The 21949-nt window shown below is 71.0% G+C and carries 19 protein-coding genes; 14 read left to right on the plus strand and 5 right to left on the minus strand.

Features of this window, described 5'->3' with window-relative positions; translation table 11 throughout:
• Positions 1 to 106 precede the first annotated feature (106 nt).
• The 6 genes from OG570_RS20500 (at position 107) to OG570_RS20525 (ending at position 5387) form a co-directional block, all read left to right on the plus strand.
• Positions 107 to 1297, plus strand: coding sequence for a PP2C family protein-serine/threonine phosphatase (locus tag OG570_RS20500; protein ID WP_326958439.1), 1191 nt, complete (start codon positions 107 to 109; stop codon positions 1295 to 1297).
• Positions 1294 to 2835 carry a sensor histidine kinase gene (locus OG570_RS20505; RefSeq protein WP_326958441.1) on the plus strand — a complete coding sequence of 514 codons (1542 nt, stop codon included), beginning with the start codon at positions 1294 to 1296 and terminating at the stop codon, positions 2833 to 2835. The genes OG570_RS20500 and OG570_RS20505 overlap by 4 nt, the downstream gene beginning before the upstream one ends.
• Positions 2832 to 3272 carry a response regulator gene (locus OG570_RS20510; RefSeq protein ID WP_247056788.1) on the plus strand — a complete coding sequence of 147 codons (441 nt, stop codon included), beginning with the start codon at positions 2832 to 2834 and terminating at the stop codon, positions 3270 to 3272. Before OG570_RS20505 ends, OG570_RS20510 begins: the two co-directional genes overlap by 4 nt.
• 46 nt (positions 3273 to 3318) lie before the next feature.
• Entirely contained in the window at positions 3319 to 3678 is a 360-nt protein-coding gene (locus OG570_RS20515) for an STAS domain-containing protein (protein ID WP_247056786.1), read from the plus strand.
• 41 nt (positions 3679 to 3719) lie between these two features.
• Positions 3720 to 4145: an ATP-binding protein gene (locus OG570_RS20520; RefSeq protein WP_326958443.1), complete on the plus strand. Its 426-nt coding sequence runs from the start codon at positions 3720 to 3722 to the stop codon at positions 4143 to 4145.
• 63 nt (positions 4146 to 4208) lie between these two features.
• Complete coding sequence (locus OG570_RS20525; RefSeq protein WP_326958445.1) at positions 4209 to 5387, plus strand: DUF222 domain-containing protein; 1179 nt, start codon at positions 4209 to 4211, stop codon at positions 5385 to 5387.
• A gap of 183 nt (positions 5388 to 5570) precedes the next feature.
• On the opposite strand, the gene OG570_RS20530 is transcribed toward OG570_RS20525, so the two are convergent.
• From OG570_RS20530 to OG570_RS20545, 4 genes are all read right to left on the minus strand, one after another.
• Positions 5571 to 7193, minus strand: a complete 1623-nt coding sequence (locus OG570_RS20530; RefSeq protein ID WP_326958447.1) for a phospholipase C — start codon at positions 7191 to 7193, stop codon at positions 5571 to 5573.
• Between the two features lie 41 nt (positions 7194 to 7234).
• Positions 7235 to 8392 (minus strand): Dyp-type peroxidase, encoded by a 1158-nt coding sequence (locus OG570_RS20535; RefSeq protein ID WP_326960098.1) that lies wholly within the window; start codon positions 8390 to 8392, stop codon positions 7235 to 7237.
• A gap of 339 nt (positions 8393 to 8731) precedes the next feature.
• Entirely contained in the window at positions 8732 to 9871 is a 1140-nt protein-coding gene (locus tag OG570_RS20540; RefSeq protein WP_442788287.1) for an EfeM/EfeO family lipoprotein, read from the minus strand.
• A 494-nt stretch (positions 9872 to 10365) separates the two neighbouring features.
• Complete coding sequence (locus OG570_RS20545; RefSeq protein WP_326958449.1) at positions 10366 to 11064, minus strand: hypothetical protein; 699 nt, start codon at positions 11062 to 11064, stop codon at positions 10366 to 10368.
• A gap of 275 nt (positions 11065 to 11339) precedes the next feature.
• Here OG570_RS20545 and OG570_RS20550 point away from each other — a divergent pair, with 275 nt between their 5' ends.
• Together OG570_RS20550 and OG570_RS20555 are read left to right on the plus strand one after the other, a co-directional pair.
• On the plus strand, positions 11340 to 12143 hold the full coding sequence (locus OG570_RS20550; protein WP_247056774.1) for a hypothetical protein: 804 nt from the start codon (positions 11340 to 11342) through the stop codon (positions 12141 to 12143).
• Positions 12140 to 13861, plus strand: coding sequence for a serine/threonine-protein kinase (locus OG570_RS20555; RefSeq protein ID WP_326958451.1), 1722 nt, complete (start codon positions 12140 to 12142; stop codon positions 13859 to 13861). Before OG570_RS20550 ends, OG570_RS20555 begins: the two co-directional genes overlap by 4 nt.
• Here the strand turns inward: OG570_RS20555 and OG570_RS20560 are convergent.
• Complete coding sequence (locus OG570_RS20560; protein ID WP_326943983.1) at positions 13839 to 14261, minus strand: hypothetical protein; 423 nt, start codon at positions 14259 to 14261, stop codon at positions 13839 to 13841. The genes OG570_RS20555 and OG570_RS20560 overlap by 23 nt on opposite strands.
• A gap of 295 nt (positions 14262 to 14556) precedes the next feature.
• Between OG570_RS20560 and OG570_RS20565 the strand changes: the two genes are divergently transcribed.
• From OG570_RS20565 to OG570_RS20590, 6 genes are all read left to right on the plus strand, one after another.
• Complete coding sequence (locus tag OG570_RS20565) at positions 14557 to 15114, plus strand: AAA family ATPase (protein WP_326958453.1); 558 nt, start codon at positions 14557 to 14559, stop codon at positions 15112 to 15114.
• Between the two features lie 81 nt (positions 15115 to 15195).
• Entirely contained in the window at positions 15196 to 16971 is a 1776-nt protein-coding gene (locus tag OG570_RS20570) for a chitinase (RefSeq protein WP_326958455.1), read from the plus strand.
• A 48-nt stretch (positions 16972 to 17019) separates the two neighbouring features.
• A complete protein-coding gene (locus OG570_RS20575; RefSeq protein WP_326951640.1) occupies positions 17020 to 17763 on the plus strand; it encodes an IclR family transcriptional regulator in 744 nt (247 codons plus the stop codon).
• 72 nt (positions 17764 to 17835) lie between these two features.
• Complete coding sequence (locus OG570_RS20580) at positions 17836 to 18987, plus strand: 4-hydroxybenzoate 3-monooxygenase (RefSeq protein WP_326958457.1); 1152 nt, start codon at positions 17836 to 17838, stop codon at positions 18985 to 18987.
• 169 nt (positions 18988 to 19156) lie between these two features.
• Positions 19157 to 20779: an FAD-dependent oxidoreductase gene (locus OG570_RS20585; RefSeq protein WP_326958459.1), complete on the plus strand. Its 1623-nt coding sequence runs from the start codon at positions 19157 to 19159 to the stop codon at positions 20777 to 20779.
• 57 nt (positions 20780 to 20836) lie between these two features.
• Positions 20837 to 21895, plus strand: a complete 1059-nt coding sequence (locus tag OG570_RS20590) for a LacI family DNA-binding transcriptional regulator (RefSeq protein ID WP_326943978.1) — start codon at positions 20837 to 20839, stop codon at positions 21893 to 21895.
• The last annotated feature ends 54 nt before the right edge of the window (positions 21896 to 21949 follow it).

Here is a 21949-nt window from a genome sequence, read left to right on the forward strand (position 1 = left end):
GGGTGCTATAAATCGCTACCCCCGGCGGGGCCGTGTGGTCGTAGGCGGCCGCGCCCGGTGCCGCTAGGGTGATCGCCTGCAAGGTGCCGCTGAACGGGAGAATCCGGTGACCGCCGACTCATCGTGGGATCCCCGCACCCGCTTGCGCGTGCTGCTGATCGAGGACGACGACGGCGACGCGCTGCTGGTCGACGAGATGCTCGCCGACACCTCCGTGCCGGTCGCGCTCGAACGCGTCGAGACCCTGTCCGCCGCCCTGGCCGCGCCGTTGACCGCCGACTGCGTCCTGCTCGACCTCCAGCTGCCCGACGCGATGGGGCTCGGCGGGCTCACCCGCCTGGCCCAGCACGCGCCCGGCGTCGCGGTCGTCGTGCTGACCGGCCAGCACGACCAGGCCACCGGCGTCGCCGCGGTCGCCGCCGGCGCCCAGGACTACCTCGTCAAGGACCAGGTCGACGGGCCGCTGCTGGTGAAGGCCCTGCGCTTCGCCCGCGAACGCAAGCGCGCCGAGCAGGTCGAGCAGCAGTTCCTCCAGCAGCAGCTGCTCGCCCGCGAGAACGCGCGGCTCGAGCGCGGCCTGCTGCCCAGCCCGCTGCTGCGCGACCCGCACCTCGAACTGGCCTCCCGCTACCGGCCTGGCCGCAACGGCTCCCTGCTCGGCGGCGATTTCTACGACGCCATCGAGCTCACCGACGGCAGTCTCAACATGATCATCGGCGACGTCTGCGGCCACGGCCCGGACGAGGCCGCGCTCGGCGTCGCGCTGCGGATCGCGTGGCGCTCGCTGGTGATGGCCGGCCTGCCGATGCCCGACGTGCTGAGCATGGTCGAGCGGGTCCTGGTGCACGAGCGGATCGAGCCGCTGTTCGCGACGGTCTGCATGGTCGTCGTCGCGCCGGACCGAAGATCCCTGCGCCTGTCGCTGGCGGGGCACCTGCCGCCGCTGCTGCTCACCCCCGGCGACGGGCACCTGCTCTCCGGCGAACGCCTCGGCGTCCCGCTCGGCGTCGTCGAGGGCACGAAATGGGAGGCCCTCGACGTGCCGCTGGACCCCGGCTGGTCACTGCTGCTCTACACCGACGGCGTGTTCGAAGGCCGCGTCGGCGCCGGGTCCGAACGGCTCGGCCACGAGCGGATGGCCGAGCTCGTGCTCGACATCCGCCACCAGGACGGCCTCCACGGCCGCGCCCTCCTCGACGAACTGATCGCCCGCGCCGAACGCCTCAACTCCGGCCCGCTGGACGACGACGTCGCCCTCGCCCTGCTGAACCACATCCCTGGGGAGACCGGCCGATGACCGGGACCGTGCGCGGCTGGCCGATCCGCCGCTGGCTGACCCTGCTCGCCATGACCGAGGCCGTGCTGCTGCTCGCGGCCCTGGCCGGCGGCGGGATCGCGTTGAGCAACCTCACCGACGCCCGGAACCGCCTGCTCGACGTCATCGGCTCCCAGCGGCTCGCCGCCATCCAGCTGTCGACGGCCATGCTGAACCAGGAGACCGGCGTCCGCGGCTACCAGCTCGGCCGGCAGCCGGACTTCCTCACGCCCTACACCGACGGCGTCCGCTCGCAGGCCGACGCCGTCAGCCAGCTGCGGCAGCTCGGGGCCACGCCGGGCACGCAGATCGGCGACGACCTCGACCGCGTGCTGCGGGCCGCGTCGGCCTGGCAGGCGACGATCGCGCCCACCATCACCCCGGCCGCGCCCGCGGTCACCCCGGCGCAGGCCGACCGCAGCCGGACCCAGTTCGACGCCGTGCGCGGCGCCCTCGACGCCCAGGCCGCCCACCTCACGACGCTGCGCGGCGAGGGCCGCGCCGACCTCGACAGCGCGGCGAACTTCCTGACCGCGATGCTCATCGCCGTCGCCGTGCTCATCGTGCTGTTGTTCGTCCTGCTGTTCCTGGGGCTGCGGCGCGTCATCACGCGGCCCATCCTGCGGCTGGCCGGCGAGGTCCGGCACGTCGCCGACCAGGACATCCACCGCCCGGTCCGCGGTGACGGGCCGATCGAGCTCGTTCAGCTCGGCAGCGACGTCGAGGCCATGCGGCAGCGGATCCTCGACGAGGTGGCCGAGCTGGAGCGGGCGCACGCGCTCCTGGACCGGCGGACGCACGAGCTGGAGAGGTCCAACGCCGACCTGGAGCAGTTCGCGTACGTCGCTTCGCACGACCTTCAGGAGCCGCTGAGGAAGGTGGCCAGCTTCTGCCAGCTGCTGCAACGGCGGTACGCGGGCCTGCTCGACGAGCGCGGCGAGCAGTACATCGAGTACGCCGTCGACGGCGCCAAGCGTATGCAGGGCCTGATCAACGACCTCCTGTCGTTCTCCCGCGTCGGCCGGAAGCCGGGGGAGCACGTCGTGGTCCCCGCGGGCGAGCTGGTCGACGGCGCGCTCGCGAACCTCGAAGTCGCCCTCTCGCTCAACCGCGGCAAGGTGACCTACGACGACCTGCCCGACGTCCGTGTCGAGCCGGTGCTGCTGACGGCCGTCTTCCAGAACCTCATCGGCAACGCGCTGAAGTTCCACGGCGAGGTGCCGCCGGAGGTGCGCGTCACCGCGGACCGCGACGGCGACGACTGGGTGTTCGCGGTGCGGGACAACGGGATCGGCATCGAAGCCGAGTACGCCGACCGGGTCTTCGCGCTGTTCCAGCGGCTGCACTCCCGCAGCGCCTACCCGGGCACGGGCATCGGGCTGGCCATGTGCCGCCGGATCGTCGAGTACCACGGTGGCCGGATCTGGCTCGACACCGAGGCCGGTGCCGACGGTGCCACTTTCCGCTTCACCCTGCCCGCGCGGCTCGAGCGCGGCGCCGAGGAAAACGAGGACGCATGACCGAGGCCCTGCCCCCGATCGACATCCTGCTCGTCGAGGACGACCCCGGCGACGTGTTGATGACCCAGGAAGCGTTCGAGCACCACAAGATCCGCAACGCCCTGCACGTCGCGAGCGACGGCGTCGAAGCGCTTCGCTTCCTGCACCGCGAGGGCCCGTTCGCCGACGCGCCGCGGCCGGGGCTGATCCTGCTCGACCTCAACCTGCCCCGCAAGGACGGGCGCGAGGTCCTCGGCGAGATCAAGCAGGACCCGGCGCTGCGGACCATCCCGGTGGTCGTGCTGACGACGTCGGAGGCGGAGGAGGACATCCTGCGCAGCTACGACCTGCACGCCAACGCCTACGTCACCAAGCCGGTCGACTTCGAGAAGTTCGTCGAGGTGGTCCGGCAGATCGACGACTTCTGGGTCACCGTGGTGCAGTTGCCGCACCGCTGACGCGGGCGTTGGCGCCGGGGCGCGGATTGGGGCACGATAAGTGGCCGTGAGCCCTTCACCCCGGGATCTCCCCGCCACCGAGCTGGCGGCCACGCTCGACTGGCGCGGCCAGGCCGCCGTGCTCCGCGTGGCGGGCGAAATCGACCTGCTCAGCGCCCCGGACTTCGAGGAAGTCGTCGACACCGTGCTCGCCGAAGGCCCCGAAGTGCTGGTGGTCGACCTGCGAGCGGTGACGTTCTTCTGTTCGGCGGGCCTGCAGGTGCTCGCGGCCGCGCACCGCAAACTGGCGGAGCACGCGTTGCGGGTGGTGAGTGACTCGCCGGTGACGTCGGGACCGCTGACGACCACCGGGCTCGACACGTGGATCGGCGTCCACCCGACGGTCGACGAAGCCCTCCGGAAGTGACGGGCACCGCGAGCCCCGGGCCGGGCAGAAAGGCGAACCCGATGCACGAATCCGCCGGGTCGGCGGCCCCGTTCCGCTGTCACGGCGTCGCCGCCGCACCCGAGGCGTTGCGGCGCCTGCGGCACGACCTCACGGCGTGGGTCCTGGCCGCGGGCGTCGAGCCGTCCCGGGCCCAGGACATCGCGCTGGCGAGCTACGAGGCGCTGGCCAACGTAGCCGACCACGCGTACCACGGCTCGGGCTCCGGCCTGGTCGACCTCGACGCCGCGATCCACGCCGACCGCGTCGAGGTGGTCATCGCGGACCACGGCCAGTGGCGCACGCCGGTCCCCGATCCCCGCCCGGTTTCGTTGCGGGGCCGGGGGTTGATGTTGCTGCGGGCGAGCGCAGACCGGGCGGACATCGCGTCCGGCAAGGACGGGACTGTGGTGACTCTAGCCTGGGATCTGGACCCAGTGCGTCCGTAACTCTCCGTCTTTCGCCCGATCGTGTGATGAACGGGTGTTCGATCCTGAGCTAGTGTTCGTGGTGTGGACAACGACCGGATGTGGCAGGCCGACGCGGCGGCATTAGCTGACCGCGTCGATGAGTTGGTGACCCGGATCCGTTGTGCGGAAGCGGAACTGGGCGCGGTGCTGGTCGAGATCGAGCACCGCGGCGTAGACGAGCTGTTCGGATACCGTTCAGTGGCGCGCTTTCTGGCAGACCGGGCGGACATTTCCGCTGGTGTGGCAGGAAAGCTGATGCGGCGGGCGCGAGAGTTGAACGCGGATCCCGCGCTGGCCCCTGCCGCCGCCGCGGCGGCCCGGGAAGGCCGGCTGAGCAACCCGGCGATCAACACGATCCTCGACACGGTGCGTCAGATCCCAGACGAGCATCGAGCGGATGTCGAACGCGAACTGGTGACGCTGGCCCGGACCACGGGCCGAAGACAGGTGGCCGTGTTGGGCGCGCACCTGCTCTGCCGCTTCACCCCGGACGCCACGTCTCCGCCGACCCCTGAGCGTCAGTTGTCGTTGCGGCGCAAGAGAACCGGAGTTTGGGAGCTACGCGGCCGATTCGACGACGAGACCGGCACTCGAGCCCATGCAATGTTGGATTCCCTGACCGAGCGCCGATCCGACGACCCCCGCTCTCCGAGGGAACGTTTCGGCGACGCGTTCTCGGACGTGATCGACCTGGCTCTGAATTCTCTCGAACTCCCGCGCCAGTCCGGCCGACGAGCCCCCACGCGCGTGACGGTATCCATCGCGGGCCGGAAAACCGGCACTGGCTCGACCTGTCTGGACGACGCAGGCGAAATCCCGGCAGCGGATGCCCTGATCCACGCGTGCGACGGCAGCACCATCTCCGCGGTACCGGACGGCGAGAGCGAGTCCCAGGACCCGGGCCGCCTCCGGCGCCTGATGACGGCAGGACTCCGCCGAGCCCTGCACTTGCGTGGCCGAGGCTGCGCGTTCGGTGGTTGCCACCGACCACCCCGCCAGTGCCAGGGCCACCACATCCGACAGCAGTTCGAGGACGGCCTGGCGAGCTGGGAAAGTCCAGTCCAGCTGTGCGGTTACCACCACCGTCTGCTGCACGGGTTGGGCTGGCAGATCCACATCACCCCGGACGGCCTAGCGGAGTCCACCCCGCCGACGTCCCACGACCGACGCCGAAAACCCGAGCGCAACAACGCCGACAGCCCGCTGCCCAGGGCGGCTTGATCGGCGGTGGGTTCCCGAACGTGGACGATCCCAGGCCGACCAGCGAACCGCGCCAGCAGTCGCTCGCCGGCTTCGACGTCACCGTCCGGACTGTTTCGAGGTACACGGCAGTCGACCTTCCGCGCCCTGAACAGCAAGACGGGCTCGCGGCCACCCGGCCACGAGCCCGTCAAGCACCACGAACTACCGATGCGCCACGGCCCCGGTCTTCGGGTCGAGCGTCAGCTTCGACGCCTGAGGCCACCAGAAGTTGAACATGTTGGACATCGAGTTCGCCCGTGAATCGTACGAGCTGTCGCCGATGCGGCCGGCGAACCAGTTGTCCTCGATGAACTTCAGTACCGAGGTCTGGTCCGTCAGCGTGTGGTCGACGTGGTTCACCTTGCTGTACGGGGAAATCACCATCAGCGGGAGCCGCGGGCCGTAGCCGCAGCGGTCCGCGTAGCCGCCCAGTGTCGTCTTCTTCGCCGTGCAGACGGCCTGGTCCTGCGAAGCGTCGTGAGAACCGTTGATCACCGGGGACGAGACGTGGTCGTACCAGCCGTCCGAGTCGTCGTACGCCAGGACGATCGCCGTCGAGCGCCAGTCGGGGGACTGCTGGATCTTGTTGACTTCGCTGACCACGAACTGCTGCTCGTCCAGCGGGTCCGAGTAACCCGCGTGACCGTCCTGGTACTCCGGGGCCTTCAGGAAGCTCACCGCGGGCATCGAGCCGGCCTGCAGGGAGTCGTTGAAGTCCGCGACGTCGTACTGGTGGTTCGCGCGGTCCGTCTGGCCGATCGCCTGGACCGACGACGGCGGCAGGTGCTTCGGGTTCGCCGTCGACGGGTAGTACTGGAACGGCTCGTGGTGCGGGCTGTAGTCCACCGCCGCGGCGCCGCCGATGTTGGCGTGTGTGGTGCCGCAGACCGCATAACCGTTGGCCGAACCGGTCGGGCGGAAGCCGCCCTGGAACCAGCCCCACGTCACGTGGCGCTGGTTGAGCAGGTCGCCGACGTTGCGGCCGTGCATCGTGGCCAGGTTGTCCGTGCTCGTGTGGTTCTTGTCCGAGCAGTCGTCCCACGCCGGGTCCGGGTCGTTGATCATCGTGCCGACGCCGTTCGCGTCCGGCGACTGGACCGCGTAGGCGTCGCTGACCGGCTCGTGCGTCACCGGGTTCACGGCCTGGACGCCGTGGGTGTTGCCCGAGACGAGGTTGATCGCGCCCGGGGTCGACGGTCCGAAGTTCGCGTCGAACGAGTTGTCGTTCAGCGAGTAGTGCTGCGCGTAGTTCCACATGCCGGTGACGGTGTTGCCGTCGAAGTAGTCCATCACCAGGCCGGGCTCGCCGAACAGCACCGGCTGGCCGGTGCACTTGTCCGTCTCGGTCTTCTCGACGAACTTGTCCATCTTGCCGCCGTTGAAGGCGGCCTGCTCCGCGCCGTAGTTGTGGTTCTGGTCGCAGGTCAACGCCTGCTCGTGCGTGAGCCGCTTCGGGTTGTACGCGTTCGGGTTGTCGGTCAGCAGCTTGTGGTCCAGGCCGTTGACCTTCGGGGTGTTGCGCGCGGCTTGGAACGGCGTGCCGTCCGTGTTCGCCGCGTTCGGGTAGGTGCCGAAATAGTGGTCGAAGGCGATGTTCTCGCCGAAGATGACCACGACGTGCTTGATCGGCGTCGAGGTGGGGATCCACTGCGCCGGGTACGGGTGCAGCGGCTGGGCTTCCGCGGTGGTCGCCGCAGAACCGGTGGCGACGGCCAGCACGGCAACCGAGGCGAGTGCCCCGGCGCCGAGCAGGCCGCGTCGCCGCCGGCGGGGTCGGGTGTCCACTTCGGATTCCTCCTGGTGTTTCGTGGTGGTGGGGAACGGTGTCAGGTCAGTAATGCTCGGCCGTAGTGGTCGTCCGGGCCTGTGACGCCCGGCAGCGCGAAGAAGTAGCCGCCGCCGAACGGGGAGATGTAGTCGGTCAGCGGCTCGTCGGCCAGCCGGGTCTGGACCGCCTCGAACTGGCGCTCCAGGTCCTGCTGGTAGCAGACGAACATCAGGCCCATGTCGAGGTTGCCGTTGCTGTCGACGCCGCGGTCGTAGTTCACGGCGCGCCGCAGGATCCGGCTGTTGTCGGTCTCGGGGGTGCGCGGGTTGGCCTTGCGGATGTGGCTGGTCAGCGGGATCACCGTGCCGATCGGGTCGTCGGCGTAGCGGGGGACGTCCTTCTCGTCGGTGCCGTCGAGCGGCGCGCCCGTGTCACGGCGGCGGCCGAACATGTTCTCCTGCTCGGCCAGTGAAACCCGGTCCCAGAACTCCACCAGCATCCGGATCAGTCGGACGACCTGGTAGCTGCCGCCTGCGGCCCACGCCGGTTCGCCGGCCCCGGTCGTCCACAAGAGGCTGTCCAGATCGGACCCTTCCGGGTTCGCGGTGCCGTCTTTGAAGCCCATCAGGTTCCGCGGCGTGCCAGACGGCCTCGGCGGCGAGCTGAAGCCGTTCAGCCGCCAGCGCAGCTGCATGCCCCCGCGAGTGGCGCGGGTGATGTCGCGCAGGGCGTGCAGCACCGTGTCGTTGGCGTTCGCGGAAAGCGTCAGGCTCAGGTCGCCGTGGCACTGCGCCGGGTCGAGGGCGTCGTTCGGGAACGTCGTCATCGGCTTCAGCTTGGCGGGCTTGAGCTTCGCCAGGCCGTAGCGGTCGTCGAACAGTGACGATCCGACGCCGAGGATCACGCCCAGATCGCCGCCCGGCACGACTGGGCCCAGCACTCCTGAGTCGGCGGGCGGGCCCGTGATGCCGAGCGCGGCCGGCGCGCCGCCGCCGGTGAGGAACCGGGTTCGGTCGGTGATGGCGCGGAACAGGTCGGTCAGCTCGGCCTTCGACTCCGCGACGACATCGAATGATGCGACGACCGTCTGGGTCGGGGGCGGCCGCAGGATCGCGGCCTGGTTGGCGCCGTGAAAGGGAACGGGCGACGTGCTGTCGGTGACGGCGGCGGACGCCCCGAGCCCGGCCCCGGCGGCCACGGTCAGGCCGGCGCCCATCGCGGCCCGGCGCAGAAACGAACGCCGAGGCAGGCCACCGGCCGAGTGGGGGACGGGACAACGAGGCTGGTCGGTCACGGGACCCTCCCCGGTTCGACGCTGGTGGTGATCGGTGTCGGCAGGTCCGCGGCGGTGGGGTGTGGCATGGGACAGGGAGGCTGGTCGGTCACGAGACCCTCCCCGGTTCGGCGCGGGCGGTGAGTCGGTGCCGGCGGCCGGGCGAGGACGGGACGGCGAGGTTGGTCGGTCACACGACCCTCCTCGGTTCGGCGCCGGCAGTGGTCGGCGCCGGCGGGACCGCGGAGGTGGGGTGCGGCGCGGGACAGGGAGGCTGGCGGGTCATGAGACCCTCCTCGGCTCGGCGATTGCCGCTATCGGGGCCAGCAGCTCTGTCAGCTCGCTCACGTCGGCGTTGAGCTTCTGTCGTTGCTTCACGTCCAGCTGGGCCAGCGGGGTCCACGTCCCGTCCGGGCGATGCGCCGTGTCCAGCGTCGTTTGCGTGCGGGTCAGCCAGCTGTCCAGCTTGGGTAGCTGCTGGTAGCGCGGCGTGAGGAGCGGGCGCAGGACGTCGAGGACGGCTCGGGTGCCGTCCAGGTTGGCGCGGGCGGTGGCCAGGTTGGTGCCGCTGCCGTAGTCCGTGCGGCCCGTCAGTTCGAACTGCAGCGTGTTCTCCATGATCTCGTGCGCACGCAGGGCTAGGTCGTTGCCGTCGACCTGGCTGTCGGCGAACGACGTCTGCAGTGCGTGGGCGTCCGTGTCCAGCTGGTCGGCGACGCCGGCGAGCGCGCCTAGGTCCTCGCCGCGCCAGAGGCCGGACTCCAGGCGGTGGAAGCCGGTGAAGCCCTCGTCGCTGGTGCCGCCGGGGAGACTGTCCGCGGTGCCGTTGAGTGCGCCGTCCGTGTCGCCGAACGCGTCGTATGCGGCGCCCAGGCGCTCGTACGTCAGGTGTGCGGTCAGCCAGGCCGTCTCGCTCGCCGCGCGGTCGCCGCCGTGGATGGCGTTCTTCAGCGCGCCCGTGTTCGTGACCAGCTCGCCCAGGCCGGTGGTGACGTGTGCCTGGTACGCCTTGAGCGGGCCGAGCAGGTCGTTGTGCGTCACCGGCGCTACCCCCGGGCCGGTCCGCTCGGCTCCGCCGCTGACCTGCGCGGTCGGCCCGACGATCGCGCCCGCGTCCTCGGGTAGGCAGCGGAACGCGTAGCTGCCGTTGCCCAGGTTGACCTGCAGCGGCCGGGTGGTCGCCGGGCCGAGTCCCTCGATCTCGCCGTAGATCACGCCGGTGGCGGGGTCGATCAAGTCGACCTCGGCGGTCACCGAGCCGGTGTTGTGCACGCGGAACGTCTGCGGGCCCGGCTTCGGGGCTGCCCAGCCGGTGCCGCACGACGAGCGCGACACGGCGATCTCCGGGTCCTGCGCCTCGGCGTCGCGCGGCCAGAACGCGACGACCGCGCCGGCCACGACGGCGAGGGCGACCACCGCCACGATCCAGCGGGTACGCACTGACCCCGGCACGCGCGCTCTCCCGTCACTCGATCGGACCATTCCCGGTCACGGATCATGCGAGCCTAACGCCCGTAAAACCACTACGGAGGCCGTCGGGAGTAGGAAATTCACCGGGACTTCAGCGGCACGCTCCCGAAAAGGGGAGGATTCAGACGTTTTACTGTGCCTGTTGTGTCTTTTTGGTCCGATAAGTCGGGGTTACGCAAGTGGGTGCCGGTCTGCGGGAGCGTCAGCAGGCTCGGCAGCGGTGTGCCCTGCGATTCCCAGCGTGACCGTGGCCTTCGTGCGGCTTTCCCCGCGCGGTTTCGGTGTTGACGCCTGCGCCTTTCACTCATTCCCGGGTGAAAGGCGCAGGCGCGGGAAAGTCCGCGGTAGGGCTCGGATTCGCGGACGACCTGTTCGGAACCACTCGCTTTCCGTCCAAGCCATCGACGAGCCTTTCCCGTTCTCGAAGGAAACAACTGCCGGGGCGTTTACGGGAAGCGGATCACGGCGATGCCGGCCAGCACGAAGAACACCAGGATCACCAGGGTGCTCGTCTGCCCGCCGGACGAGCGGGTCACGACCTGGTCGACCGTGCCCGTCAGCCGCACTCCGCATTCGGCGACCACCGTGTGCGGGCCGGCCTCGATCCGGGTGAACTGGACCGGTGCGGTGAAGGCGCCGGTGCTGTCGGTGTAGGCGGAGCCGACCTCGGCGCCGTCGGCCATCAGCGTCACCATCCGGCCGGGCTCGCAGCCCCTCCCGGACGCCGACAGCTCGTCGCCCGGCTGGACGCTCGGACGGTCGAGCACCAGCTCGCCCGGCTTCGGCACGGTGCTGGTCGTCGTCGGGGCGCCGGGCGTGGTGGGGGTGGTCGACGTCGGCGGCGTGCTGGTGGTCGTGGGTGGGGTGGTGGTCGTCGTCGACGGCGGGGTCGTGGTCGGGGTCCCGGGCTTCGAGGGCTTGGTCGTCACGGGCGGCGGCGTGACCGGTGTCGTGGTCGGCGGTGGCGGCGGGGTCGTGGTCGTCGTGCCGGTCACGGTGAACCGGCTGCCCGCGCTCAGCGGCCCGCCGGTGCGGGCGTTGGTGCACGTGCCGGTGACGGGGTAGGTGCCGGGCTGCGCGCCGCCGGGCACCTTGGCCGCGACCGTGCCGCTCGTGGTCTGCAGGGTGGCCGGGGTCGACCACATCGGCGTGCCGTTCCAGGAAAAGGTGACCGCGCCTTTGCAGGGGTAGAAACTCCAGGAAATGGTGAACGAGCTTCCGGCCGGTCCGCTCGACGGTTTCAAACCAACCGAAGAAGTGTATTGTGCGTTGGCGTTGGACGCGAACACGACCAGGAGCAACGCTCCGGTCACCGCGCCGAAAAACAACCGAACCACGTAACGCATCGGAACGTCCTCCCCAGGTGTGTGCTCGCTGTAGCATCCCGGACCAACTGGATTACGCAAGTAGGGGATGCCCAATGGGACGTGTCATCGCGGCGGGGGTTGCGTTGGGTTTGTGCGCGGTGCTGCTCGGCGCACCGGCCGCCTCGGCGGAGTCGGGTTCGCTCGGACTGCAGGTGTCGATCGACGATCGGCCGATCGCGGACGCCACCGTGCCGATCGACCCGGCGAGCCAGGTCAAGCTCGAGGTCGTGGCCACCAACACCGGCAACGCGCCGGTGAAGGTCCGCAGCGTGCGGGTGTCCGGCGTCGCCCTCGCGCTCACCTTCTTCGCCTACGACACGACAGCGCCGTTCGAGGTGCCGGCGCGCGGCAGCGCGACGCGGACGTTCGTGCTCGACCTCGGCGATCTGTCCGGGCAGGCGACGGGGCTGCTGCCGTCGTCGGTCGAGCTGCTCGACGCCGGGCGTGTGACGCTCGGCGAGGCGACCACGGTCGCCGACGTCCGGGGCTCGTTCTGGTCGGTCTACGGCGTCTTCGGCCTGGCGATGCTCGTGCTCACGATCCTGGCCTGGCTGACGGCGCTGCTCGCGCTGGCCCGCCACCGCCTGGCCGCCAACCGCTGGCGCCGTGGCCTGCGGTTCCTGCCCGCCGGGTTCGGCACCGGTCTGGTCGCGGTGATCACGCTGTCCGTGCTGCGGCTGGTCCCGCCGGAACCGGCGATCGAGATCCCGGTGGTGCTCGGCGCCGCGGCGATCGCGTTCCTGCTCGGCTACCTGACGCCCAACCCGGTGAAGCCGGCCCCCGAGCCCGAGTACGAGACCGTCGGCGACCAGACCGTCCGGATGCGCGTGCCCGCGACCCGGGACCTCGGCCGATGAGCGCACCGGCGGACCTGATCGCCGCGCTCCCGCAGTACGACATCGGCGCCGAGATCGGCGAAGGCGGCATGGGTGTCGTGTTCGCCGGGACGCACCGGACGCTGGGCCGCAGCGTCGCGATCAAGCAGCTGCCCTGGGACGTGCTCAACCACGCCGCGAGCAGCGAGCTGTTCGACCGTGAGGCCCGCGTGCTGGCCAGCCTGGACCACCCGCACATCGTGCCGGTGTACGACTACGTCCGCACCGGTCGCGAGCACCTGCTGGTGATGGAACGGCTCGACGGCGGCACCGTGCACAGCCGGTTCCACGGCGGTGGCGTCAGCGGCGAGCAGGCGTGCGCGATCGGCCTGGCGATGCTCGCCGGGCTGCACGCGGCGCACCGGGCGGGCGTGCTGCACCTCGACGTCAAGCCGCGGAACCTGCTCTTCAGCACGCAGGGCGTCATGAAAGTGGCCGACTTCGGGATCGCGCGCGTCATCAGCGAAGGCGCCACGCTCGTCACGCACGGCGGCGAGATCCTCGGCACCCCGGCCTACATCGCGCCGGAGCAGGCGATGGGCAACGCGCTGAGCCCGGCGGCCGACGTCTACGCGGCCGGCACGGTGCTCTACGAACTGCTGTCCCGGCAGCTGCCGTTCGACAACACGCGCGGCGCGATCAGCATGATGCGCCAGCACATGTTCACCGACCCGCGGCCGATCGCGGGGGTGCCGATGCCCATCGCGGGCGTGATCATGCGCAGCCTCGCGCGCGAACCCGAGTCGCGTTACCGGGAGGCTGAGGCGTTCGCGGCCGACCTGGCCGGCGCCGCCACCGCCGTCTACGGCCCGGGCTGGCTCGAACGCGCCGGCGTGCCGGTGCTGCACCTGACGCCGCGGGTGATCTCCGGGCTCAACTCGCCGACCGCGCCGGCCCCGCCGGTCGACGCCCGGACGCGGCCGGTCCAGCGGCCCGCGCCGGACCCGACGTTGTCCGCCACGCGCATTCCGCAGCAGCAGCCCGTGCCCGAAGAAGCGACGCCGTCGTCGGCGGCGACGCTGTGGTTCCGGCTCGCCGCGGCCGCCGCGCTCATCGCGCTGGTCGTGCTCGCCCTGCTCACCCCGGAACGGCTGCCGCACCAGGCGTCGCCCACGCTGAAACTGGGGGACGCGCCCGTGTCGGCGCCGGTCGAGGTGGACCTGAGCAAGCCGCTGACGGTGACCGGCCCCGGCAACCCCGGCCGGATCGCGCTCGACCTGACCGCCGCCGGGATCCCGCTCGGTTCCGCCGAGACGACGGCGAAGGCCGCCGGCAACGGCTTCACCGCCCAGCTCGAGCTGCCGGGCCTGGCGCGGTGGATCGTCGGCGGCGCGGTCACCGCGACCATCCAGACCGGGACCGTCACCCAGACGTTCACCCTGCTCACCTCGCAGCACCCGCTGGCCAGCGCCATGGGCGCGGGCAGCCTCATCCTGGCGCTGTTCGCGCTCGCCTACCTGGAGTCGGTGCTGCGGAACATCCGCAACGGCCACCGCGGGCGGGGCGCGCTGGTCGCCGGGCCGGTGCTCGGCGTGCTGTTCGGCGCCGCGGTGTGGCTGTGCGTGTCGGTGCTGCGCGTGCACGAACCGGCTGCGGGCTTCGGCGCCGGGTGCGCGGTGGCGGGCGCCGTCGCGGCCGGGTTCGTCGTCGCGGCGGCCCGGCGCAAGTCCACTGTGGTTAGTCGATCATCCGGACGGTGACGTTCGGGCTGTAGGTCTTGCGCCGGCTCCACCCGAGCTCGGCGCACAGGCTCAGCTGGATCGAGCGGTCGGCGGGCGCCCAGTAGCCGGTGCGGACGAAGTAGCCCTCCATCGTGCTGAGCGCGCCGAGGCTCTTGCGCGCCGAGCACATCTCCCAGCCCCACTGGCGCCCGGACTTCTCGACGCCGTTGCGGCGCACGGACAGGCGCGGGTTGCCGACCGCGCGGATGTCGGCGTCGCCCTGGGCGACGTAGACGACGCCGTCGATCTTGTAGAACCGGTTGTTGTCGAGCAGGGTCACCTGGCCGGAGAGGGTGACTTCGACCCGGCCGCCGTCGTCGCCGGTGAGTGTCCAATCGAGACAGTATTCCTGGAGTGGGAGTTCCAGCGACTGGGTCATGGTGCCTTTCCCCTGTTCTGGCCGTGGCGTCCCTTCCAGAAGATAGGGAATTTCCGGACGCCGGGAAGAGGTGGGGAAGATCTTCACCCGAAGCGGTTCCGGGCCGTCGAATGCCGTGCCACGCATGGGTTTTCAGGCGAGTGGGTGACGGTGGACACGGGACGTGAGAACCGGTCCCACCTCGGAGTGGTGTCGCCCCGCCGCCGGGGTGCCCGGTGCGGACGGTCACCGGCGAAGTCACGGTCCGGAGTCGAAGGTAAAGGAACCATTACCTTCGGCCGGGCGTTGTCAGGGCATGAGCGAGCCCACCGTCATCGAGCTCGGCCCGCGTGACCTGCTCGTCGTCGCCGGGCTGCCCGGCGCGGGCAAGACCACCATGCTCCGCCACGCGGCCGAGGGGCTGCCGGTGCTCGACTCCGACCAGGTCCGGGCGCGGCTGGCGACGGTGCTGCCGGACGCGGTGCCCTACCGCTGGTACCGGCCGCTCGTGCACGCGGGGCACCGGCTGCGGATCGTCGGGCGGGCCCTCTCCGTCGACGGGCCGCTCGTCGTCCACGAGCCCTCGACGCGGGCGTCGACCCGCGCGCTGCTCGCCCTGGTCGGGAGGCTGACCGGACGCTCGATGCGGCTGCTGTTCGTCGACGCCACCGCCGAGCAGGCCCTGGCGGGCCAGCGCAGCCGGGGCCGGATGGTGCGGCCGCGCTCGTTCGACCGGCACGTCCGCCGCACCGGGAAGTGGCGGGCGGAGCTGCTCGCCGATCGGGTGCCGCCCGGCTGGCGCAGCGTCCAGGTGGTCGACCGGGCCGGCGCGAAGCGCACCCGCCTGGTGGCCCGGCTGTTGGTCGCCTGCTGACGAGTTGGTCTGGACATTTCACTCAGTGGTCTAGACAATATGGTTCTCCGCGGTGCTACCGCGTCCCCACTGGAGGACCCGATGAGGCGTTCCAGATTCTCCGCAGCACTCGCCGCCCTCGCGCTGGCGCTCTCCGGCCTGGTGGCCGGCGGAGGCACCGCCGACGCGGTCAACCTGCTCACCAACCCCGGTTTCGAGGCCGGCTCGCTGTCGGGCTGGACGTGCTCGGGTGGCACGGCCGTGGCGACGCCGGTGCACTCCGGCGGCTACGCGCTGGCCGCCACCCCGGCCGGCTCCGACTACGCCCAGTGCGCGCAGACGGTGTCCGTACTGCCGAACACGACCTACACCGTGTCCGCGTGGGTCCGCGGCAACCCGGTCTACCTCGGCATCACCGGCGGCGCGTCGACCTGGTCGGGCAACGCGGGCGCCTACAACCAGCTTTCGCTGTCGTTCACCACGACCGCGGGCCAGACGTCGGCCCAGCTCTACCTGCACGGCTGGTACGGCGCGGGCACCTACTACGCCGACGACGTCGTCCTCGACGGTCCCGGCGGCAGCACTCCGGGCACGCCGGGAGCACCCGGGACGCCGTCCGTCGGCGCCGTCACGACCTCCTCGATCGCCCTGAGCTGGGGCGCGAGCGCGGGCACCGTCACCGGCTACCGCATCTACGAAGGCAGCACGCTCCGTACGACCGTCACCGGAACGAGTGCCACCCTCACGGGGCTGACGGCCTGCTCGACGCACAGCTACACCGTCGCCGCGTACAACACCGCCGGCGAGTCGCCGCGCACCGCCGCGGCCACCGGCAGCACCACCGGCTGCGTCGACACGGGGCTGCCCAAGCACTCCCTGATCGGCTACCTGCACGCGAGCTTCGCGAACGGCTCCGGGTACGTCCGGATGGCCGACGTCCCCGCGGCCTGGGACATCATCGACCTGTCCTTCGGTGAGCCGACGTCGGTGACCTCCGGCGACATCCGCTTCAACCGCTGCTCGGTCGCGGAGTGCCCGAACGTCGAGAGCGACGCCGACTTCATCGCCGCGATCCGCGCGAAGCAGGCGCAGGGCAAGAAGGTCCTGATCTCCATCGGCGGCCAGAACGGCCAGGTCCAGCTGACCACGACCGCCGCGCGCGACACCTTCGTCAGCTCCGTCTCGGCGATCATCGACAAGTACGGCCTCAACGGCCTCGACGTCGACTTCGAAGGCCACTCGCTCTCGCTCAACGCCGGCGACACGGACTTCCACAACCCGACGACGCCGTCGATCGTCAACCTGATCTCCGCGCTGAAGTCGCTGAAAGCCAAGTACGGCGCGGGTTTCGTGCTGACGATGGCGCCGGAGACGTTCTTCGTCCAGGTCGGCTACCAGTTCTACGGCGGCTCGGGCGGCGGTGACGCGCGGACCGGCGCGTACCTGCCGGTGATCAACGCGCTGCGCGACTCGCTGACCGTGCTGCACGTCCAGGACTACAACTCCGGCCCGGTGATGGGCCTGGACAACCAGTACCACAACATGGGCGCCGCGGACTTCCCGATCGCGATGGGCGACATGCTCAAGGCCGGTTTCAGCGTGGCGAACACCGGCCAGTTCTTCCCGGGGCTGCGGCCGGACCAGATCGCGGTCGGGCTGCCGGCGGCGGTCAGCGCCGGCAACGGCTACCTCGCGCCGTCCGTCGTCCAGACGGCGGTGACCTGCCTGGCCAAGGGCACCGGCTGCGGTTCTTACACGCTGCGCGGCGGCGCGTCGCCGGCGTTGCGCGGGCTGATGACGTGGTCGATCAACTGGGACAAGTACTACAACTGGGAGTTCCAGAACAGCCACGAGCCGTTCCTGAACGCCCTGCCGTGACGCGTCGCGGTGTGCCCCGCCTCCGGGTGGGGCACACTGCCTGACGTGGTGAGACCGGCCCACGGCGAGTCCGTGATTTCGCGCGTCGTCCGCGTCTTCGAGACGTTCGGGCCGGACACGCCGGCGCTGCGCGTGTCCGACGTCGCGCGGCGCGCGGGCCTGCACGTCGCGACGGCGTCGCGGCTGATCGACGAGCTCGTCGGGCACGGCTGGCTACGGCGTGACCCCGACCGGCAGGTCCGGGTTGGTGTCCGGTTGTGGGAGCTGGCGTCGCGCGCGTCGCCGACGCTAGGGCTGCGCGAAGCGGCGCTGCCGTTCATGGAGGATCTGCACGCCGTCGTCGGGCACCACACCCAGCTCGCCGTGCTGGAGGACCGCGAGGTGCTGTTCGTCGAGCGGCTTTCGGCGCCCGGCGCGGTCGTCAACGTGACGCGGGTGGCCGGCCGGCTGCCGCTGCACGCGTCGTCGTCCGGGCTCGTGCTGCTCGCCCACGCCCCCGCCGAGCTGCGGGAAGAGGTGCTGGCCGGGCCGCTTCCGGCGTACCGCCGCACCACGCTCACCGAGCCCGCGCGGCTGCGGCGGTTCCTCGCCGACGTCCGGCGCGACGGCTATGCGTACTGCGCGGGCTTCATCGACGAGGAGACGACCGGCATCGCCGTGCCGCTGCGGGGGCCGGCCGGCGACGTCGTCGCGGCGCTGTCGGTGATCGTGCCCACCGGCCGGAACGCCCGGATGCAGATCCCGGCCCTGCTCGCCGCGGCGCGCGGTATTTCGCGGACAATCTCTCAATGAATGAGAATGCCCTGGTGTGACGCGCGCTCTCGGCGTCATCCTCGGGGTTCAGCCGTCGAAAGGACGTTCCGCGTGCGCACCCAGGTCGCCATCGTCGGCGCCGGCCCGGCCGGGCTGCTGCTGTCCCACCTGCTCGGCCTCGAGGGCATCGACTCGGTGCTGCTCGAACGGCAGACCGCGGAGTACGTCCAGGCGCGCATCCGCGCGGGCATCCTCGAAGCCGGCACGGTCGAGCTGCTCCGGAACACCGGCTTAGGCGACCGGCTCGACGCCGAGGGCATGGAGCACCGCGGGATCCACCTCCAGTGGCCGGGTAACCGGCACCACCTGGACTTCGTCGACCTCACCGGCCGGTCGGTGACGGTCTACGGCCAGACCGAGGTGACCAAGGACCTGATGGCGGCGCGGGAAAAGGCCGGGCGGCCGGCGTTCTACTCCGTCTCCGACGTCGAGCTGCACGACGTCACCGGCGCGCCGTCGGTGTCCTTTGTGGATGGTGACGGGCGCGCGCAGCGGATCGACGCGGACGTCGTCGTCGGCTGCGACGGTTTTCACGGGCCCAGCCGGGAGTTCATGCCGCAGCAGAAGGTCTGGGAGCGGACGTACCCGTTCGCGTGGCTGGGGGTGCTGGCCGACGTCGCGCCGTCGACCGACGAGCTGATCTACGCGTGGCACCCGGACGGGTTCGCCATGCACAGCATGCGCTCGCCGCACGTCAGCCGGTTCTACCTGCAGGTGACGCCGGACGAGGACATCGCGCGGTGGAGCGACGACCGGATCTGGACGGCGCTGTCGGAACGGCTGGGCGTCCCGGGCTGGACGTTGCGGACGGGACCGATCACGGAGAAGAGCGTGCTGCCGATGCGCAGCTTCGTGACGACCCCGATGCGGCACGGAAACCTTTACCTGGCCGGGGATGCGGCCCACATCGTCCCGCCGACGGGCGCCAAGGGCCTGAACCTCGCGGTGGCCGACGTCGCGCTGCTTTCCACGGCACTCACGGCTTCGTTCCGGGGCGACGGCAGTCTCGTCGACGCCTACTCGGAGACGGCGTTGCAACGGGTCTGGCGTTGCACGCACTTCTCGTGGTGGATGACGTCGATGCTGCACCGTCACGGCGACGACTTCGACGCGCAGCTCCAGCTGTCCCAGCTCCAGCGCACGGTGACGTCGGAAGCCGCGGCCACCGAGCTGGCCAACAACTACGCGGGCCTGCCGCTCTAGCTCTCTGCCGCAGCCGGTCGTGAGTGTTTAGGGCGGTTCTAACCGCCCTAACCACTCACGACAAGCCGCGGCAGACCACGCACTCTTGACTTCAGGCCTGTCCCTCGCGCACCATACGCCGGTAGTAATTCGTATTACTCCGGCAGTGTGGCGAGATGCGGGAAGGCTCATGAGGGAACTGGACACGGAGATTCTGGTGGTCGGCGGCGGGCTCGGCGGGGTCGCCGCCGCGCTGGCGGCGGCCAAGGCCGGACGGCGCGTGGTGCTCACCGAGGCGACCGACTGGCTCGGCGGGCAGCTGACCGCGCAGGCCGTGCCGCCCGACGAGAACCCGTGGATCGAACGGTTCGGGTCCACCCGCACCTACCGTGAGCTGCGCGAAGGCATCCGCGGCTACTACCGGCGCCACTACCCGCTGCGGGCCGAGGCCGCCGCCCTGGCCGAGCTGAACCCCGGCGCCGGGAAGGTGAGCAAGCTCTGCCACGAACCGCGCGTCGCGCTCGCCGTCGTCGAGAGCCTGCTCGCGCCGCACCGCAGCGCCGGGCGGATCCGCGTGCTCCTCGAACACCGGCCGGTCGACGCCGTGACCAGCGGCGATCGCGTCGACGCTGTCACCCTCGAAGGCCGCGACGGGGAGCGCGTCACCGTGAAAGCGCGGTACGTCCTCGACGCCACCGAGGACGGCGACCTCCTGCCGCTCACCGGCACCGAGCACGTCACCGGGGCCGAAGCGCAATCCGAGCACGACGAACCCCACGCCCCGGCGGACGCCGATCCCGCCAACCTGCAGGGGATCACCTACTGCTTCGCCGTTTCGCACCACGAGGGCGAGCACCACGTCATCGACCGCCCCGGGATGTACGGCTTCTGGCGCGACTACCAGCCCGACTTCTGGCCCGGCCCGCTGCTCGGCTTCGTCGCCCCCGACCCCCGGACGCTCGAGCCCGTGAAACGCACCTTCGTGCCGAACCCGGCCGGCGACCCCCTCGCCGTCAGCGCCGACCAGAGCGCCGACGCGGGGGACAAGGAACTCTGGGCGTTCCGGCGCATCCTCGCCCGCGGCCTGCACGCCGACGGCGCCTTCGACTCCGACATCACCCTGGTCAACTGGCCGCTCAACGACTACTGGCTCAAGCCCGCGCTCACCATCCCTGGACACGCGGACGAGACCGTCGTCAAGGAAGCGCACCACGAAGCCAAGCAGCTGAGCCTGTCCGTCCTGTACTGGCTGCAGACCGAAGCGCCCCGCGCGGACGGTGGCACCGGCTTCCCCGGCCTCAAGCTGCGTCACGACGTCACCGGCACCGACGACGGCCTCGCGAAGTCCGCGTACGTCCGGGAGGCGCGGCGCATCAAGGCCGTCACCACCGTCACCGAGCACGACGTCTCGGCGGAGATCCTCGGCGTCGACGGCCGGGTGCGGCGCGCGGACGCCGTCGGGGTCGGGAGCTACCGGATCGACCTGCACCCGTCGACCGGCGGGGACAACTACGTCGACGTCGCGAGCGTGCCGTACGAGATCCCGCTCGGTGCGCTGGTGCCCGTCCGGGTGCGCAACCTGCTGCCCGCGGGCAAGAACGCCGGCACCACGCACATCACCAACGGCTGCTTCCGGCTGCACCCGGTCGAGTGGAACATCGGCGAGGTCGCCGGGCTGCTCGCCGCGTTCGCCGTCCGCGAGGGCGTCGAGCCGCGGGCCGTGCAGGCCGACGGCCGGCTCTTCGAGGAGTTCGCGCGCGAGCTGGACGCCGCCGGGGTGGAGCGCCGGTGGCCGGAAGTGCGGGGGTACTGAAAGTGCCGCCTGTACTGTGCCGATTGTCCGCGGCAGTCGCGCTGGAGGGAGTCATCGATGACGGCGGGTTCGGGCCGGGTCACGCAGGCCCAGGTGGCACGCCTGGCCGGCGTCTCGCAGGCCGTCGTCTCGATGGTCCTGAACGGCTCCGACAGCCTGCGCATCACCCCCGAGACCCGCGAACGCGTGCAGCAGGTGCTCCGCGAGACCGGGTACACCGTGGACATCATGGGCCGGCGGCTGCGCGGCAAGTCCAACCAGATCCTCGGCGTGTTCACCTACGAGTCGGTGTTCCCGTCCGGCGTGGCCGACTTCTACCGGCCGTTCCTGCTCGGCATCGAGGAGGAGGCCGAGGCGCAGGGCTTCGACCTGCTGCTGTTCACCAGCGGTGGCCGCCGCGACGGGCGCCGCCGCATCTACGACCAGGGCACGAACCGGCTGCGCATCGCCGACGGCTCGGTCCTGCTCGGCCGGCACAACGACCCGCAGGAGCTCGCGCAGCTCGTCGAGGAGCAGTTCCCGTTCGTGTTCGTCGGCCGCCGCGAGTCGCCGACCGGGCCGATCAGCTACGTCGGCGCCGACTACGTCGCGGCCACCCGTGAGGTGCACGAGTGGCTGTGGCAGCTCGGGCACCGCAAGATCGGCCTGCTGAGCGTCACCGAGGAGAACGAGCCGACGCTCGACCGGCGCACCGGCTACGACGCCGCGGCGCGCAAGCACCGCCGGCCGCCGCTGGTGTTCCTCGCCGACGACCCGGCGCTCGCGCTGCGGCAGGCGCTCGACGAGGGCGTCACCGCGCTGCTCGTCGAGAGCTCGGCGATGGCCGACGGCATCCTGGCGTGCGCGCACGACCTCGGCCTGGCCGTGCCCGACGACCTTTCCCTCGTCGTGCTGGGCGACGCCGACCCGTCGCAGCAGCCGGCGGCGCACGCGGTGCCGAGCACGGCCACGGACTGGTCGATGTTCCGCATCCCGCGGCACGAGATGGGCGCGCACGCGGTGCGCGTCCTGGTCGAGCTGCTCGCGGACCCGAAGCCCCGGCAGCTGCTGCTGCCGTGCACGTTCCACGAGGGTGCCACCGCGGCGGCACCCTCCACAGTGCACACTCAGAACTAGGCGCACTGGCTGTTGACAGCCTACGAACGAGACGTTTACCGTCGCTGCTAATTC

Origin of the sequence: Amycolatopsis sp. NBC_01286, assembly GCF_035982555.1 — a bacterium.
In the GTDB taxonomy this organism is placed as follows: Bacteria; Actinomycetota; Actinomycetes; order Mycobacteriales; family Pseudonocardiaceae; genus Amycolatopsis.